This window comes from Pantoea sp. CFCC18177, from assembly GCF_059412425.1.
This window is the reverse complement of record NZ_JBNBPL010000001.1, coordinates 189,106-204,542: the sequence shown is the minus strand read 5'-3', so window position 1 is coordinate 204,542 and position 15,437 is coordinate 189,106. Positions and strand designations below refer to the sequence as shown.

12 protein-coding genes are annotated in these 15,437 nt (G+C 54.9%); 6 read left to right on the top strand and 6 right to left on the bottom strand.

All coding sequences use genetic code 11. The features are described 5' to 3' along the window. Window positions 1–31 precede the first annotated feature (31 nt). A complete protein-coding gene (locus tag ACPUC8_RS00875) occupies window positions 32–232 on the top strand; it encodes a DUF2767 family protein (RefSeq protein ID WP_039333472.1) in 201 nt (66 codons plus the stop codon). A 47-nt stretch (window positions 233–279) separates the two neighbouring features. Here ACPUC8_RS00875 and nifJ read toward each other — a convergent pair whose 3' ends face one another. Further along, a complete protein-coding gene (nifJ, locus tag ACPUC8_RS00870) occupies window positions 280–3,807 on the bottom strand; it encodes a pyruvate:ferredoxin (flavodoxin) oxidoreductase (protein WP_494925448.1) in 3,528 nt (1,175 codons plus the stop codon). Between the two features lie 137 nt (window positions 3,808–3,944). After that, entirely contained in the window at window positions 3,945–4,601 is a 657-nt protein-coding gene (locus ACPUC8_RS00865; protein ID WP_039333468.1) for an MgtC/SapB family protein, read from the bottom strand. A 187-nt stretch (window positions 4,602–4,788) separates the two neighbouring features. Between ACPUC8_RS00865 and ACPUC8_RS00860 the strand changes: the two genes are divergently transcribed. Further along, complete coding sequence (locus ACPUC8_RS00860) at window positions 4,789–5,061, top strand: putative hemolysin (RefSeq protein WP_039333466.1); 273 nt, start codon at window positions 4,789–4,791, stop codon at window positions 5,059–5,061. A gap of 16 nt (window positions 5,062–5,077) precedes the next feature. On the opposite strand, the gene ACPUC8_RS00855 is transcribed toward ACPUC8_RS00860, so the two are convergent. Continuing rightward, a complete protein-coding gene (locus ACPUC8_RS00855) occupies window positions 5,078–6,070 on the bottom strand; it encodes a 2-hydroxyacid dehydrogenase (RefSeq protein ID WP_494925447.1) in 993 nt (330 codons plus the stop codon). A gap of 165 nt (window positions 6,071–6,235) precedes the next feature. On the opposite strand from ACPUC8_RS00855, the gene ACPUC8_RS00850 reads away from it, so the two are divergent. Genes ACPUC8_RS00850 through ACPUC8_RS00840 form a run of 3 tightly spaced genes read left to right on the top strand, consistent with a single transcriptional unit; the run spans window position 6,236 to window position 9,371 of the window. Then, complete coding sequence (locus tag ACPUC8_RS00850) at window positions 6,236–8,854, top strand: YdbH family protein (RefSeq protein ID WP_494925446.1); 2,619 nt, start codon at window positions 6,236–6,238, stop codon at window positions 8,852–8,854. Further along, window positions 8,851–9,039, top strand: coding sequence for a YnbE family lipoprotein (locus tag ACPUC8_RS00845; protein WP_039333459.1), 189 nt, complete (start codon window positions 8,851–8,853; stop codon window positions 9,037–9,039). Before ACPUC8_RS00850 ends, ACPUC8_RS00845 begins: the two co-directional genes overlap by 4 nt. An 11-nt stretch (window positions 9,040–9,050) precedes the next feature. Further along, window positions 9,051–9,371 (top strand): YdbL family probable chaperone protein, encoded by a 321-nt coding sequence (locus ACPUC8_RS00840; RefSeq protein WP_039333457.1) that lies wholly within the window; start codon window positions 9,051–9,053, stop codon window positions 9,369–9,371. A gap of 211 nt (window positions 9,372–9,582) precedes the next feature. On the opposite strand, the gene azoR is transcribed toward ACPUC8_RS00840, so the two are convergent. Continuing rightward, on the bottom strand, window positions 9,583–10,182 hold the full coding sequence (azoR, locus tag ACPUC8_RS00835; protein WP_034821315.1) for an FMN-dependent NADH-azoreductase: 600 nt from the start codon (window positions 10,180–10,182) through the stop codon (window positions 9,583–9,585). Window positions 10,183–10,436: 254 nt separating this feature from the next. Here azoR and hrpA point away from each other — a divergent pair, with 254 nt between their 5' ends. After that, window positions 10,437–14,333 (top strand): ATP-dependent RNA helicase HrpA, encoded by a 3,897-nt coding sequence (gene hrpA, locus ACPUC8_RS00830; RefSeq protein ID WP_494925445.1) that lies wholly within the window; start codon window positions 10,437–10,439, stop codon window positions 14,331–14,333. A gap of 87 nt (window positions 14,334–14,420) precedes the next feature. Here hrpA and ACPUC8_RS00825 read toward each other — a convergent pair whose 3' ends face one another. Further along, a complete protein-coding gene (locus ACPUC8_RS00825) occupies window positions 14,421–15,227 on the bottom strand; it encodes a trypsin-like serine peptidase (protein ID WP_039334322.1) in 807 nt (268 codons plus the stop codon). A gap of 116 nt (window positions 15,228–15,343) precedes the next feature. Continuing rightward, on the bottom strand, window positions 15,344–15,424 hold the full coding sequence (gene ydgU, locus ACPUC8_RS00820) for a small membrane protein YdgU (RefSeq protein ID WP_455843913.1): 81 nt from the start codon (window positions 15,422–15,424) through the stop codon (window positions 15,344–15,346). Window positions 15,425–15,437: the final 13 nt, after the last annotated feature.

Genomic DNA, 15,437 nt, shown 5'->3' with positions numbered 1-15,437 from the left:
TTTTTTAGTTTCTAAAGGTGAGGAGAGGCAAATGCAAACGTACGACATGGTATTTGAAGAAGCGTGCCGGTTAGTCGGGCAGTGCTATCTGGAGCTGGCTCAGCGCGGATCCGCAACAGAAAAAGAGGTGGTAGCGACCGAGTTGCGTAACCTGCAACTGCGCTACCGTGAGTTGACCGGTTCACCTAATCGCGCAGTAGAGATGGCGATTATCCAACTGAATCCGTGTTGATGTGTGGGGGGCGAGCTAAGGCACGCCCCTTTGGTCAATGGCTTTAGCTACTCACTTTTCTCCGCTTTACCGGCCATTTCCGCCAGTCGTTGATAACGCTGACTGGCGGCTTCGGTGGCATCATGCCACAGCTGCGTGGCGGCTTCGGGATCTCGGGTTTGCAACTGACGGAAGCGCTGTTCATTCATCAGCGCCTGCTCCAGTTCCGATGTCGGTGGACGCGAATCCAGCGACAGTGCGGCTTTTCCTTGTTCGGCGCGCCGAGGATCGTAACGATACAGTGGCCAGAATCCGCTGGTGGTCAACAGACGCATCTGTTCATGACTGTAAGCCAGATCGTAGCCGTGCTCCTCACAGGGACTGTAGGCGATGATCAAGGAAGGGCCTGGCCAGGCTTCCGCTTCCTGAATCGCTTTCACCGTTTGGTTGAGCTGCGCACCGAGTGAAATCTGCGCCACATACACATGCCCGTACAACAGCGTAGACATCCCCAGGTCTTTGCGCGCTTTGCGTTTACCTTGCTCACCAAACTTGGTGACGGCACCGAGCGGCGTGGCTTTGGATGCTTGCCCACCAGTGTTGGAGTAGCACTGCGTATCGAGCACCAAAACATTGACGTTCTCATTCAGGCTCATCACATGATCCAGCCCGCCAAAGCCGATGTCATACGCCCAGCCATCGCCTCCAATTAACCACACCGATTTCTCAACCAAGGCATCCGCAATCTCTCGCAATTCGCCCGCTTCAGGTGAGGGCAAAAGTTTCAGCTGTGCTCGCAGCTGGTCAATCTGTTCACGGCGCACAGATGTCGTGACATTGTCACCTTTTAACTCCTCCACCAGAGGCGCAGATAATTGCGGTACGCACTGTTCCAGCAGGCGCAGCGCGCGTTGTTTTTGTTGATCCACACTCAGGCGGAAGCCGAGGCCGAACTCAGCGTTATCTTCAAACAGCGAATTTGCCCACGCTGGACCGCGCCCTTCGGCATTCGTGGTATAAGGCGTTGAAGGCAGATTTCCGCCATAAATGGATGAACAGCCAGTGGCGTTGGCGATCAGTAAGCGATCGCCATACAGCTGGGTCAGCAACTTAATATAGGGCGTTTCTCCGCAACCGGAACAGGCTCCGGAATACTCGAACAAAGGCGTGATCAACTGCGAGGTGCGGATATCAATGCGCTCCAGCTGCTCAGCGGTGATCTCCGGCAAGGCGAGAAACGCATCGTAATTCACTTTCTCGACTTCGACATGCTCAAGACGCGACTGCATATTGATGGCTTTGATTTCGGGATGCTGTCGGTCGCTGGCGGGACACACCTCCACACACAGGTTGCAGCCGGTACAATCTTCAGGCGCGACCTGCAGGACATATTTTTGCCCGCGCATATCGCGTGATTTCACATCCAGTGAGGCGAGTGTGTCTGGCGTTGACGCTAACGCTTCTGGTACCACCACTTTGGCACGGATCGCCGAATGCGGGCAGGCGGCCACGCAATGGTTACATTGAGTGCAGAGATCGGGCTGCCAGATGGGAATCGCTTCCGCGATATTGCGCTTTTCCCATTGCGTGGTGCCCACCGGCCAGGTGCCGTCTGGCGGCAGGGCCGACACCGGCAGCTTGTCACCCAGGCCAGCCAGCATGGCGGCGGTGACCGTTTTGACGAAATCGGGCGCGCTGTCGGAAACCACCGGTGGACGATGCGGGCTGCGGCTGTCGACGGGCTGCAGCGGCACGGCCTCCAGCGCTTGTTGTGCCATCGCCAGTGCCTGCCAGTTGCGTTGTACTAACGCTTCGCCTTTGCTGCTGTAACTGCGTGCGATGGCATTTTGCAGTTCGGTCAGCGCGCTGTCGCCGGGCAGAATTTGGGTCAGCTGGAAGAAGGCCATTTGCATCACGGTATTGATGCGCGCGCCTAACTGGCATTCACGCGCAATGCGGGCGGCATTGATCACATACAAGCGCGCCTGTTTTTCATTGAGCTGGCTTTGCACCTCTTGCGGCAAACGTGACCAGACTTCATCCGCGGCATAAGGCGTGTTGAGCAGGAAAATCCCGCCGGGTTTGAGCTGATCGAGCATCGAATACTTATCGATAAATTGCAGCTGATGACAGCCGATGAAATCAGCCTGCTGCACCAGATAAGCTGACTGAATCGGGTGTTCACTGACGCGTAAATGCGAAACCGTCAGACCGCCGGCTTTTTTCGAATCGTAGACGAAATAGCCCTGAACATGCCATGGCGTCGCGTTGCCGATGATCTTCAGGTTATTTTTACTGGCGCTGACGCTGCCATCGCTACCTAACCCATAGAAGAGGGCCTGCAGCCGCGCGCGGTTGGGCACGATGTTGCTTTCCATCGGTAAAGAAAGATGGGTGACATCATCGTAAATCCCGACGGTAAAACGGGATGGCGGCTTATCGCGCTGCAGGGCGCGGAACACGGCTAGCACTGCATCAGGCGCAAATTCTTTTGACGACAACCCATAACGCCCACCAATCACTTTGGGCAGCGTCGGGCGCTCGCCACAACTGAAGGCTTCTGCCAACGCTGTCATCACATCGAGAAACAGCGGCTCACCGAGGGCGCCAGGCTCCTTGGTTCGGTCCAGTACAGCCAGGCGCTGAACTGAAGCAGGCAAGGTTTTGATTAGATGCGCAGCAGAGAATGGGCGATAGAGGCGAACCTTCACCAGACCCACCTTGTCACCGCGTTGCAGAAGGGTATCAATCGCTTCTTCGGCAGTGCCGCAGCCAGAGCCCATCATCACGATCACGCGGTCAGCTTGTGGGTGACCGTAGTACTCGAAAGGCTGATAGTGGCGGCCGGTTTCCGCGCCAAAGGCGACCATTGCTGTTTCAACATGGCCGGTACAGGCGTCATACCAGCGGTTGGTGGCTTCGCGAGACTGGAAATAGGTATCCGGATTCGCGGAGGTACCGCGTATTGAAGGATGGTCGGGCGTTAACGCACGCGCACGGTGGCCAGCAATCGCTTCGGCAGGCATCAGCGCTTGTAGGGTTTCATCGCTGATCGGGACAATTTTGTTGATCTCGTGCGAGGTACGGAAACCGTCAAAGAAGTGAATAAAGGGCACGCGGCTATTGAGCGACGCCATCTGGGAAATCAGCGCGAAGTCTTGCGCTTCCTGCACGCTGGAAGCGCACAGTTGGGCACAACCGGTCTGGCGTACTGCCATCACATCAGAGTGATCGCCAAAAATAGAGAGTGCGTGGGTGGCCACAGTACGCGCCGCCACGTGCAAGACAAACGGCGTCAGTTGACCCGCCAGCTTGTACAGTGTGGGGATCATCAACAGCAAACCTTGCGAGGAGGTAAAGGTGGTGGAGAGTGCGCCGGTTTGTAAGGCACCATGGACGGTAGCAATTGCGCCACCTTCGGATTGCATCTCGACCACGCGCGGGACATCGCCCCAGATGTTGCGGCGCCCTTCGCCTGACCAGCTGTCTGCCAGTTCCGCCATGGTGGAACTGGGGGTGATGGGATAGATGGCGATCACTTCACTGGTGCGGAAAGCGACCGAAGCCACTGCGCCATTGCCGTCGACGGTAATCATAAAACGTCCTTTGCTGAGCCTGGAAACCCATAAAATTTACGGGGGTAATGATTCAGTTTAGCAAAGCGCAGGGGCGGGACTTTTTCATCTGTGTGGTGTCTGAGGATGAACGCACAGACACCTAAGGTTGCTGTTTTTTACATCATTTCAAGTGACTGAACGCCTTTGATTTCCATCACTTTGTCATAAATGGTATGGATCGGTGCATTGCGTGACAATGTCACCTCGACGCTCAGTTCACAGAGACCGTTCTCTTCATCCCGATTGACCACCGCGATATGGCCATAGCGCAGGTTTTCGCGCTGCATCACCAGCAGCACCAGTGGCACACTTTTCGGTTTAAGGTGAACCAACAGCGTGTGATGGCGGCCAATCAACCAGTGACTGATGCGGCGGAAGGTTTCTAGCACCACCAGCGCCAGCACCGTGCCGTAGATACCGATTTCGTACATTCCGCTACCAATCACCAGGCCAATCGCGGCGGTGACCCATAATCCGGCGGCAGTGGTTAAACCTTTGACGATCTGTTTTTGGATGATGATGGTACCTGCACCGAGGAAGCCCATCCCGCTCACCACCTGCGCGGCAATACGGCTGGGATCGAGTGCCACATGGTCGCTGTTGAGCATGTCAGAGAAGCCGTATTTGGAGACCAGCATAAACATCGCGCTGCCAATACCGACCAGAATATGGGTGCGCAGCCCGGCTTCTTTGGCGCGCATCTGGCGCTCCAGGCCAATCAACCCACCGAGAATCCCGGCGAGGGCGATACGGATAAGCATGTCCGTTAACATGGTTCCTCCTGGCTGTTGATAAATCGCGATCTTTTGTCGCGAAAAGGATAATTGCGTTCAATCAGGATAATTCTGCTTGCAAAGGGTGATAAAAAATTTTGTAAAAAGCTGTGTCGCCTATCGACCCCTGATGGGACCTGACATATGCTGGTGGCTCTTTTACGCCCAACTCCCCGGAGCCCGACCGATGAAAGCCGCTACCTTACTGCTGGCCGGTGCAGCGCTGTTACTTTCTGCCTGTAGCAGCAACAGTGATAACGAACCACCGCAACAGGCGACCGCTGCACACGTGCCATCCCATGTGGTCATGGCTTCTCTGGCTGAAGTGAATTGCAGTAATGCCGGGGGATCGCTGGCCTTCTCACGTCAGTTAGATGGTTCGCGTATTGGTATGTGCCAACTGGCGAATGGGCGTCGCTGCGACGAACAGGCGCTGATGGGTGGACGTTGCGCCCGCTAACGCAGGCGCAAGACGATTAAGCTTTAACTTGATTCGGGCTGGTCTCACCGCGTTCAAGCTGTTGCAGATTGCTGAGCGTGGTTTCTGAAATTGCCGTCAACGCTTCGGCGGTCAGGAACGCCTGATGCCCGGTGAATAACACGTTATGACAGGCTGACAAACGGCGGAAGATGTCGTCCTGAATCACATCATTCGACTTGTCCTCAAAGAACAAGTCGCGCTCGTTTTCATACACATCCATCCCGAGTGAACCGATCTTTTGCTGTTTCAATGCATCAATAGCCGCTTGGGAGTCAATCAGGCCGCCGCGGCTGGTATTGATGATCATCACGCCATCTTTCATTTGACTGAATGCCTGCGCATTGAGCAGATGATGATTCTCGGGTGTCAGTGGGCAGTGCAGCGTAATCACATCGGATTGCGCAAACAGCGTTTTCAAATCCACATACTCCGCACCCAACTCCAGGGCAGTGTCGCTGGGATAGGGATCGAACGCCAGCAGCCGCATACCAAACCCTTTCAATATGCGCATGGCCGCCACACCGATTTTGCCGGTGCCTACTACTCCTGCGGTTTTGCCATGCATATTGAAACCGGTTAAACCATCCAGTGAGAAGTTGGCATCACGCGTGCGTTGATAAGCGCGATGGATACGTCGGTTGAGCGTCATCATCAGCCCGACAGCATGTTCTGCTACCGCTTCCGGGGAATAGGCTGGCACGCGAACCACCTGAAGACCCAGCGCAGCCGCCACTGCAAGATCGACGTTATTGAAACCCGCACAGCGCAGCGCGATATATTTCACGCCCAATGCGGCCAGCTCTTCCAGCACCGCTTTACTGCCATCATCATTGACAAAAATGCACACCGCATCGCAGCCCGCTGCGTTTTTTGCCGTCGCCTCGCTGAGCAGGAAATCGAAAAACTCCAGCTCAAATCCATAGCGAGCATTGACGTGTTCAAGGTATTTCTGGTCGTAGTGTTTGGTGCTGTAAACCGCAACTTTCATTGTTTCGCTCCTGAAAAATGCACTGTCGGTATCACAACAGGATAACGTTTTCCGCGTCACTTTGCTGTTCTTCAGCCAGGCTATTAAGCTAACACCTTCATTTGCCGGGCATAACATGACATCATCACTGTCAGGATTGCGTAAAGAACAGGAAAGTTAACTGCCATGACGCGGGGCCTTCGTCGAACACTTGCTGCGCTGCTGGCGCTGATACTGCTGCTGTTGGGGTTATTGCTGACGTTAACGCAATGGTTACCCCGGCTGGCGGGCATCTGGCTGCCAGAAAATACCCGTGTTGAACTAAACGGTGCACCGCGCTGGCATCAGGGCGGTCTGCATTTTCCTGAAGTACGTTACCTGGCGGGAGATTGCGAACTGGCGAAGGTCGAAGACGTGGCGCTGGGTCGGCACAGCCAGCGCTGGCAGCTGAATGCACACAGCGTCCAGCTTAACACCGATTGTCTACAAGCATTGCCGCAGGGCAGCAACAGCGCTGCGCCGCGAAGCCTGGCCGAATGGCAGCAGATGTTGCCGGGTGCCGATATTCATCTTGAACAGCTGAGTATTCTGCCGTGGCAACAATATGCCGGTCGCTTTGACCTGACATTAGATAAGAACGCGCAACAGCTGCATTACCAAGGCGATAACCTCAGCGTGGATGCAAATCTGCAAGGGCAGCAACTGCATATCACACAACTCCAGTTCACCCATCCGCTGTTACCCAAACCGCTCGATCTGCACGGTGATCTGACCCTGCCTGCATTCGCTGATGGCTTACCCGTGGCGGGCGAGTTGAACGGCGATGTCAATCTGGCTCAGTGGCCGCAACCGCTGTCAGTGGCGCTCAACTGGCAGCAACAGCAAGGCACATTGACCGTTAATCAGCAGGGTGACGATCAGCCATTGTTGCAGCTGCCGTGGCAAGTTGACGCGCAACAAATCCGCATCTCCCAGGGCCAGTGGCGCTGGCCACAAGCTGACCAACCGTTGTCAGGCGGCATGGCGTTGACGCTGGAAAACTGGCAGCAGGGATTAGAGAATACGCTGATCAGCGGCCGCTTTAATCTGTTAACACAAGGGCGCGGGGGGAAAGGCAACCTGGTGCTGAGTGTTGGACCCGGCAACTTAAGTCTCACCGATAGCCACTTGCCATTCCAGTTAACGGGAGAGAGCAAGTTTGCCGACTTGCAACTCTTCGGCACTATGCCTGGCGTGTTGCACGGCATGCTTACCGATCCGCAAATCAGCCTGAAACAAGGATCGTTGCTACGTTTGCGCGGTCGTATACTCTCGACGTTAGAAGTGGATGAAGCACGTTGGCCGCTGGCCGGGGTCACCGTCGCTTCTCGCGGTATCAATGGACGCCTGCAAGCGATCCTGAAAGCGCACGATCCCAGTTTTGGCCGTTTTACCCTGCACCTTGATGGACGAGCCAGTGATTTCTGGCCTGACAGCGGGCGCTGGAACTGGCGTTACTGGGGCGATGGCGAGATGGCACCGCTTAATGCCAAATGGGACGTGAAGGGCACGGGCAGTTGGCAAGATACGTTGATCAGTCTCGACACGCTTAATACCGGTTTTGACCAACTCTCCTATGGCATGGTGCAGGTCGACAAACCGCGCTTAACCCTCACAGCACCCGTGCGTTGGCAACGTGACATCAATCATCCTGCGTTTAACGGCGGGTTCACGCTGAAATCCGGCCAGACGCAGTTCAGCTATGGTGGCTGGCTGCCGCCGTCTGAATTAAATTTTGAAGCCAAGGGCAGCGATCCCAGCCGGTTTGTCTGGCGTGGACAGCTCACCGCGGAAGATATTGGCCCTGTGCGCGTGCATGGGCGTTGGGACGGTGAACGTTTACGCGGTGAAGCCTGGTGGCCAGCCCAATCGCTGACGGTGTTTCAGCCATTGCTCAGCAGCGATTTGAAGATGCGCATTCAATCGGGTGAGTTACGCGCCCAAATCGCTTTCTCCGCCGCGAATGACCAAGGGTTTGAAGCCGGCGGTCACTGGGCGGTGAAAAATGGCAGCGTGTGGATGCCAGACAGTGAGATTAATGGCATCGACTTCACGCTGCCGTTCCGTCTGAAAGATCATCAGTGGCAGCTTGGCCGCCGTGGGCCGGTTTCGCTGCGCATTGCCGAGGTGAAAAATCAGTTCGCCCTGCAGAACATTACCGCCGATTTACAGGGTCACTACCCATGGCAGGAGCGCCAGCCGTTGACACTCAGCAATGTGAATCTCGATCTGCTGGGTGGTCATGTCAGCATGCCTGAACTGCGCATGCCGCAGCATCAACCCGCGCGCGTCTCACTGCGGGAAATCAATCTCAGCAAGCTGATTACCGCCATCAAGCCCAAGCAGTTCGCCATGTCGGGTAAGGTCAACGGCGAGTTACCGCTGTGGGTCAATAATCCGCAATGGCTGATTGAGAAAGGATGGATTGCCAATAGCGGCCCGCTGACGTTCCGCATGGATAAAGATATGGCCGATGCCATCGTCAGCAATAACTTTGCGGCGGGGGCGGCCATGGACTGGTTGCGCTATATGGAGATCTCCCGTTCGTGGGCGACGCTGGATCTGGATAATTTCGGCAATCTCACCATGCAGTCGGAAGTCAAAGGCACCAGCCAGTTCAGTAATCGCCGCCAGTCGATCAATCTTAACTACCGGCATCAGGAAAATCTGTTCCAGCTGTGGCGCAGTCTGCGCTTTGGCGATAATTTGCAATCCTGGGTGGAGCAAAACGCCACCCTGCCATCGAAAAAGGATCCCCAACCATGAGCCTGAGGGCACTACTGGTTTTAGCCGCTGGGCTGCCACTAATGGGATGCGTACCGCGCATTGAAGTCGCGGCACCGAAAGAGCCCATCACCATCAATATGAACGTCAAGATCGAGCATGAGATCCATATTAAGGTCGATAAAGACGTGGAAGCGTTGTTGAAAAATCAAAGCGGTCTGTTTTAAGGAGCGGCATGATGAAACGCAAATGGGCCGCGCTGTTTCTGGCGCTACTGATGATCCCTTCCGCGTGGGCGTTAACGCTTGATGAGGCGCGGCAACAGGGGCGCGTGGGCGAGACGCTGAGCGGTTTTATCGCGGCACGCCAGCAGGATGATGAGACCCTGGCGCTGGTGAAGCGCATCAACGATGGTCGCACCCAGCAATATCAGCGTGTGGCGCAGCAGAATAATCTGACCACCAGCGAAGTGGCGCGCATCGCTGGCGAGAAGCTGGTGAACCGCGCGGGCAGCGGTGAGTATGTGCGCGGAATCAACGGGCAGTGGTTACGTAAATAAGTGTCTTAAAGTTCATGTGCGCATAAATGCGCACCCTACGATAACCACGCCCGATCGTCGTAGGGTGGCCATTTATGACGACCGAAAATCGCTCAACTGACACATATATGCCATTTATGGCTAACAACAGGCACAAAAAAGCCGGGCACTCAGGCCCGGCAAAGATGGCATCATACCCATTATTCTCGGGTATTCATCACGTTCTCAATGATTACGCAGCAACAATTTGTTTGATAGCGTCTTTAGCGTCGTTAGCCGCTTTGGTCGCGACTTCTGGACCATAAGCAATACCTTCTGCGAACACGAAGTTCACGTCGGTGATGCCGATGAAGCCCAGGAACAATTTCACGTATGGGGTCAGCAGATCGGTTGGGGTATCTTTGTGGATACCGCCACGGCTGGACAGGATCACTGCGCGTTTACCGGTTACCAGACCTTCTGGGCCTGCTTCGGTGTAGCGGAAGGTCACGCCAGCGCGAGCAATCAGATCGAAGTAGTTCTTCAGCTGAGTGGGGATGTTGAAGTTGTACATGGGTGCAGCAATAACCACAGTGTCATGCGCTTGCAGTTCAGCAATCAATTCGTCGGACAGCGCCAGTGCTTCCTGCTGACGTGGAGACAGTGGAGCATCAGAAGGACGCAGTGCGCCAACCAGCTCACCATCCAGGACTGGAATCGGCTGTGCAGCCAAATCGCGTACGGTAACTTCGTTACCTTTTGCGCGCGCTTCTTCAGCGTAGAAGTCAGCCAGTTGGTTTGACTGAGAGTAACCAGCGAGGATGCTTGATTTCAGAACTAAAACTTTGCTCATGGTATTTTCCTGTGCGTTACGCGGTTGGCTTACCGCTCAATGCGTTACACTCTACGGAGTTCCTCCGCGAGGTAAAAGCGCAATATTTCGAGACCTATGTTCGAAATTATTGAATAAGGTCGCATGTCCGGTCAGGTGAGGTTGTCCAGAGTGTGCTATTATGCCGGGCAATAATTGATTGAATCCGCCGGGTATTTTTGCCGGCAACGAGCGCACTTTGTCAGGCTCGCCGCGACAACAGGTAACACATCACTATGTCATCAACCGTCACTTCCCCTTTGGCCCCACTTTGGACGCGGCTCGATAATCTCATGCTGCGCGATCGCCAGCGTTTGCAGCGCCGTCTGCATGGCGCGGCGAAGGTGAAAAATCCTGCGGCACAGCAGGGCATTGCTGCTGAACTGGAGCCTGAATTTGCTGCGGCTGAACAGCGCATTGCCCAGCGTACCGCTGCCACTCCGCGCATTACCTTCCCGGAAAACCTGCCGGTCAGTCAGAAACAGCAGGAAATTGCCGAAGCCATCCGCGACCATCAGGTCGTGATCGTGGCAGGTGAGACCGGCTCAGGGAAAACCACGCAGTTACCCAAAATCTGTCTGGCGCTCGGAAGGGGCGTGAAGGGGCTGATTGGTCATACTCAGCCGCGTCGTCTGGCAGCACGCACCGTGGCGAACCGTATTGCCGATGAGCTGGAAATCTCACTGGGTGGCACCATTGGTTATAAAGTGCGTTTTAACGATCAGGTCAGTGACACCACCCAGGTGAAGCTGATGACCGACGGTATTTTGCTGGCGGAAATCCAGCAGGACCGTCAACTGTTGCAATACGACACCATCATTATCGATGAGGCGCACGAGCGCAGTCTGAACATCGATTTCCTGCTGGGATATTTGCGCGAACTGTTGCCGCGTCGTCCCGACCTGAAAGTCATCATCACCTCGGCTACCATCGATCCACAGCGTTTCTCGCGTCATTTTAACAACGCACCGGTGATTGAAGTCTCTGGTCGCACCTATCCGGTGGAGGTGCGTTATCGCCCGATAGTGGAAGATGCTGACGACACTGACCGTGACCAGCTTCAGGCGATTTTTGATGCGGTGGATGAGTTGGGGCACGAGAGCCGTGGCGACATCCTGATCTTTATGAGCGGTGAACGCGAGATCCGTGATACCGCCGATGCGCTGATGAAGCGGGAGATTCCACACACGGAAATCCTGCCGCTTTATGCGCGTCTCTCCAACGCCGAACAGAACCGCGTGTTCCAGTCACACAGTGGACGCCGTATCGTGCTGGCGACCAACGTGGCGGAAACCTCCCTGACGGTGCCGGGCATTAAATACGTTATCGATCCCGGTACGGCACGTATCAGCCGCTATAGCTATCGCACCAAGGTGCAGCGCCTGCCGATTGAACCGGTTTCGCAAGCCTCTGCCAATCAGCGTAAGGGGCGTTGCGGTCGCGTATCGGAAGGGATCTGTATTCGTCTCTACTCAGAAGACGATTTCCTCAGCCGCCCGGCGTTTACCGACCCAGAAATTCTGCGCACCAACCTGGCATCGGTCATTCTGCAGATGACGGCACTGGGCCTCGGCGATATCGGTGCATTCCCGTTCGTCGAAGCGCCAGACAAGCGCAACATCCAGGACGGTGTACGTCTGCTGGAAGAGTTGGGCGCGATTACGTTGAGCGAAGATGAAACCTATAAGTTAACCTCGTCAGGCCGCCAGTTGGCGCAGTTGCCGGTCGATCCGCGTCTGGCGCGTATGGTACTGGAAGCGCAGAAATTTGGTTGTGTGCGTGAAGCGATGATCATCACGGCGGCGTTATCCATTCAAGACCCGCGTGAGCGTCCCAGTGAAAAACAGCAGGCATCTGATGAGAAACATCGTCGTTTTGCCGATAAAGAGTCTGATTTCCTCAGCTTTGTGAATCTGTGGAATTACCTGCAAGAGCAGCAAAAAGCGCTGTCTGGCAATCATTTCCGCCGCCAGTGTAAGGCTGATTTCCTCAACTATTTACGCGTCCGTGAATGGCAGGATATTTACACCCAATTGCGCCAGGTGGTGCGTGAACAGGGCATGCCAGTCAACAGCGAACCGACACCCTATCGTGAAGTGCACTGCGCGTTGCTGACTGGATTGCTGTCGCATATCGGGCAAAAAGATAACGAGAAGCAGGAGTTTACCGGGGCGCGTAATGCGCGTTTCTCCATCTTCCCCGGTTCGGGCCTGTTTAAGAAGCCACCGAAGTGGACCATGGTGGCAGAGCTGGTGGAAACCAGCCGCCTGTGGGGACGTGTGGCGGCGCGTATCGATCCGGAATGGATTGAGCCGCTGGCACAACACCTGATTAAACGCAGCTACAGCGAACCGCACTGGGAAAAAGCCCAGGGCGCGGTGATGGCAACGGAAAAAGTTACCCTGTACGGACTGGCAATTGTGCAGGCGCGCAAGGTCAACTATAGCCGTATCGATCCGCAACTCAGCCGCGAACTGTTTATCCGTCATGCCCTGGTGGAAGGAGACTGGCAAACGCGTCACGCATTCCTGCGCAACAACCTTAAATTGCGCAGTGAAGTTGAAGATTTGGAACACAAATCGCGCCGTCGCGACATCCTCGTTGACGACGAAACACTGTTTGCCTTCTACGATCGACGCATCGGCAGCGAAGTGGTCTCAGCGCGTCATTTTGATAGCTGGTGGAAACAAGCGAGCAAAGCGAATCCCGATTTGCTCAGCTTTGATAAGCAGATGCTGATCAAAGAGGGTGCCGATAAAGTCAGCCAGCTTGATTATCCGAACTTCTGGCAGCAGGGCAACCTGAAGCTCAAACTGAGCTACCAGTTTGAGCCGGGCGGTGATGCGGATGGGGTCACCGTGCATATCCCATTACCGTTATTAAACCAGGTCGAAGAGAGCGGTTTTGAATGGCAAATTCCCGGTGTGCGCCGAGAATTGGTGATCGCCCTGATCAAATCACTGCCCAAACCAACACGTCGTAATCTGGTGCCAGCACCCAACTATGCAGAAGCGTTTCTGGGGCGGGTTAAAGCTATGGAACTGCCGCTGTTAGATGCACTGGAGCGCGAATTCCGCCGCATTACCGGCGTCACCATCGACCGTGAAGCCTGGCAATGGGATCAGGTGCCCGATCACCTCAAAATGACCTTCCGTATTGTTGATGAGCACAACCGCAAGTTGCAGGAAGGCAAAGATCTGCATCAGCTTAAACAAGTGCTGAAGGGTAAAGTGCAGGAGACGTTGTCAAAAGTGGCCGACGACGGACTTGAGCAGAGCGGGCTGCATATCTGGAGCTTTGGCACTTTGCCACAAAGCTATGAACAGAAGCGCGGCAGCTATCAGGTAAAAGCCTGGCCGGCGCTGGTCGATGAGAAAGACAGTGTCGCTATTCGTCTGTTCGATAATGAGTTAGAGCAGCAAAAAATGATGTGGCGCGGACAGCGTCGCCTGTTGCTGTTGAATATTCCGTCGCCAATCAAGTATCTGCACGAGAAGCTACCGAATAAAGCCAAACTCGGATTGTACTTCAATCCCTACGGCAAAGTGCTGGATCTGATCGATGATTGTATCGCCTGTGGCGTCGACAAGCTGATGGCGGCGGCGGGCGGTCCGGCGTGGCAACAAGAAAACTTCGAACAACTGCGTGACAAAGTGCGTGCAGAACTCAATGAGACGGTGGTGACCATCGCCAAACAGGTCGAGCAGATCCTGACGTCGGTGTTTAATATCAATAAGTTCCTCAAAGGCCGCGTGGATATGTCACTGGCTTTGGCGCTGTCTGATATCAAAACGCAAATGAGTGGCTTGGTGTATCGCGGCTTTGTGACGGGCAATGGCTATCAACGACTAGCTGATACGTTGCGTTACCTGCAGGGTATTGAGCGCCGTCTGGAGAAACTGCCGGTTGACCCGCACAGCGATCGTGCGCGGATGCTGAAAGTGCAGGCGGTGGAACAAGCGTGGCAGACATGGCGTAACAAGTTACCGCCGCAACGTCAGGATGATGCCGATGTACAGGCTATTCGCTGGATGATTGAAGAGTTGAGGGTGAGCCATTTCGCGCAGCAGTTGGGTACACCGTTCCCGATCTCCGAAAAACGTATTTTGCAGGCGATGGAGCAGATAGGTTAATACGTATGCCGGTGCGCATAAATGCGCACCCTACAAAATACGGCATCGATTTTTGTAGGGTCGCCATTTATGGCGACCGTCAGGCGGTTATTTGGCTAACTCTTCGAGGCGGTCTTTAAACGAGGTCACTGCAATCGCTCGGTTATCCGCGCGGTAGCGGTCAGCGGGCGCTGGTGCCGAACTTTGCACGGCAATCAACTGCCAGCCATCAGCGGTTTTCAACAGCAGCGGCGATCCGCTGTCGCCCGGCAGGGTATCACACTGGTGCGACAGCACCGCGCGCTGTGCCCAACCGGTAATCAAACAATCACTGTGCGAATAGAGCGTATCCAGGTGATCCGCCGGATAGCCAGCCTGCGTCACTTTGCGCTCGGTGGTTTTGAGCGCATCGGTCAAATCACTGCGTGAACCGTCAAACAGCGGAATCGGTACAATGCCCGATGGCGGGTTATGCAGTATCACCAATCCATAGTCGTAAGGGGCGGCACCCGGCGGCACGATCCAGCCTTCACCATCTGCCTGTAATTTACGGGCTAAAGAGGGCTCGACGCGCGCGTCAATATCATGAATCTCGTAACGCCAGCCCTTAGATCCCGCCATAAAACGCAGCGCGACTGGCTTATCGAATTTTCCTGGCGGGGCCAACAGGCAGTGTCCTGCGGTTAAAGCCAGATGTGCAGAAATCAGGGTGGCGGTGCACAGGTTGCCGCTTTCGGTCTCTAACTGACCAATGGCGTCCCAGGGTGCGGCGCTAACATCGGTGATCGCTTTGCGGTGATCTTTGCCAAAAAAGAGTGTCTTGATGTCTTCCGGGCTTGGCCCATCTTCATCATCGGCATGTGCTGCGAGGTTGAAACTGAAAATACCAACTAGAAACAGGATAGCCAGGCGCATAGTTCTCTCAATGGCGAGAATAAAAAGAGGTTATTGTCATCACGCGTGAGCGGTAACTATAGTCGGAGAGCGGGAAAAAAGGGAGAAATATTGGAGTAATCAGCACGCTACAACGACTAGATAAAAAAACTGGCTGCAACGATGCCACACAGTATCATCACAATCAGGATAATTTCGAAGCGATAGCGACGCACCATTTTTCGCTACTCC

Coding starts and splice junctions, on each gene's coding strand:
- ACPUC8_RS00875 (WP_039333472.1), top strand. CDS start 32: ATGCAAACGTACGACATGGTATTTGAAGAAGCGTGCCGGTTAGTCGGG.
- nifJ (WP_494925448.1), bottom strand. CDS start 3,807: ATGATTACCGTCGACGGCAATGGCGCAGTGGCTTCGGTCGCTTTCCGC.
- ACPUC8_RS00865 (WP_039333468.1), bottom strand. CDS start 4,601: ATGTTAACGGACATGCTTATCCGTATCGCCCTCGCCGGGATTCTCGGT.
- ACPUC8_RS00860 (WP_039333466.1), top strand. CDS start 4,789: ATGAAAGCCGCTACCTTACTGCTGGCCGGTGCAGCGCTGTTACTTTCT.
- ACPUC8_RS00855 (WP_494925447.1), bottom strand. CDS start 6,070: ATGAAAGTTGCGGTTTACAGCACCAAACACTACGACCAGAAATACCTT.
- ACPUC8_RS00850 (WP_494925446.1), top strand. CDS start 6,236: ATGACGCGGGGCCTTCGTCGAACACTTGCTGCGCTGCTGGCGCTGATA.
- ACPUC8_RS00845 (WP_039333459.1), top strand. CDS start 8,851: ATGAGCCTGAGGGCACTACTGGTTTTAGCCGCTGGGCTGCCACTAATG.
- ACPUC8_RS00840 (WP_039333457.1), top strand. CDS start 9,051: ATGAAACGCAAATGGGCCGCGCTGTTTCTGGCGCTACTGATGATCCCT.
- azoR (WP_034821315.1), bottom strand. CDS start 10,182: ATGAGCAAAGTTTTAGTTCTGAAATCAAGCATCCTCGCTGGTTACTCT.
- hrpA (WP_494925445.1), top strand. CDS start 10,437: ATGTCATCAACCGTCACTTCCCCTTTGGCCCCACTTTGGACGCGGCTC.
- ACPUC8_RS00825 (WP_039334322.1), bottom strand. CDS start 15,227: ATGCGCCTGGCTATCCTGTTTCTAGTTGGTATTTTCAGTTTCAACCTC.
- ydgU (WP_455843913.1), bottom strand. CDS start 15,424: ATGGTGCGTCGCTATCGCTTCGAAATTATCCTGATTGTGATGATACTG.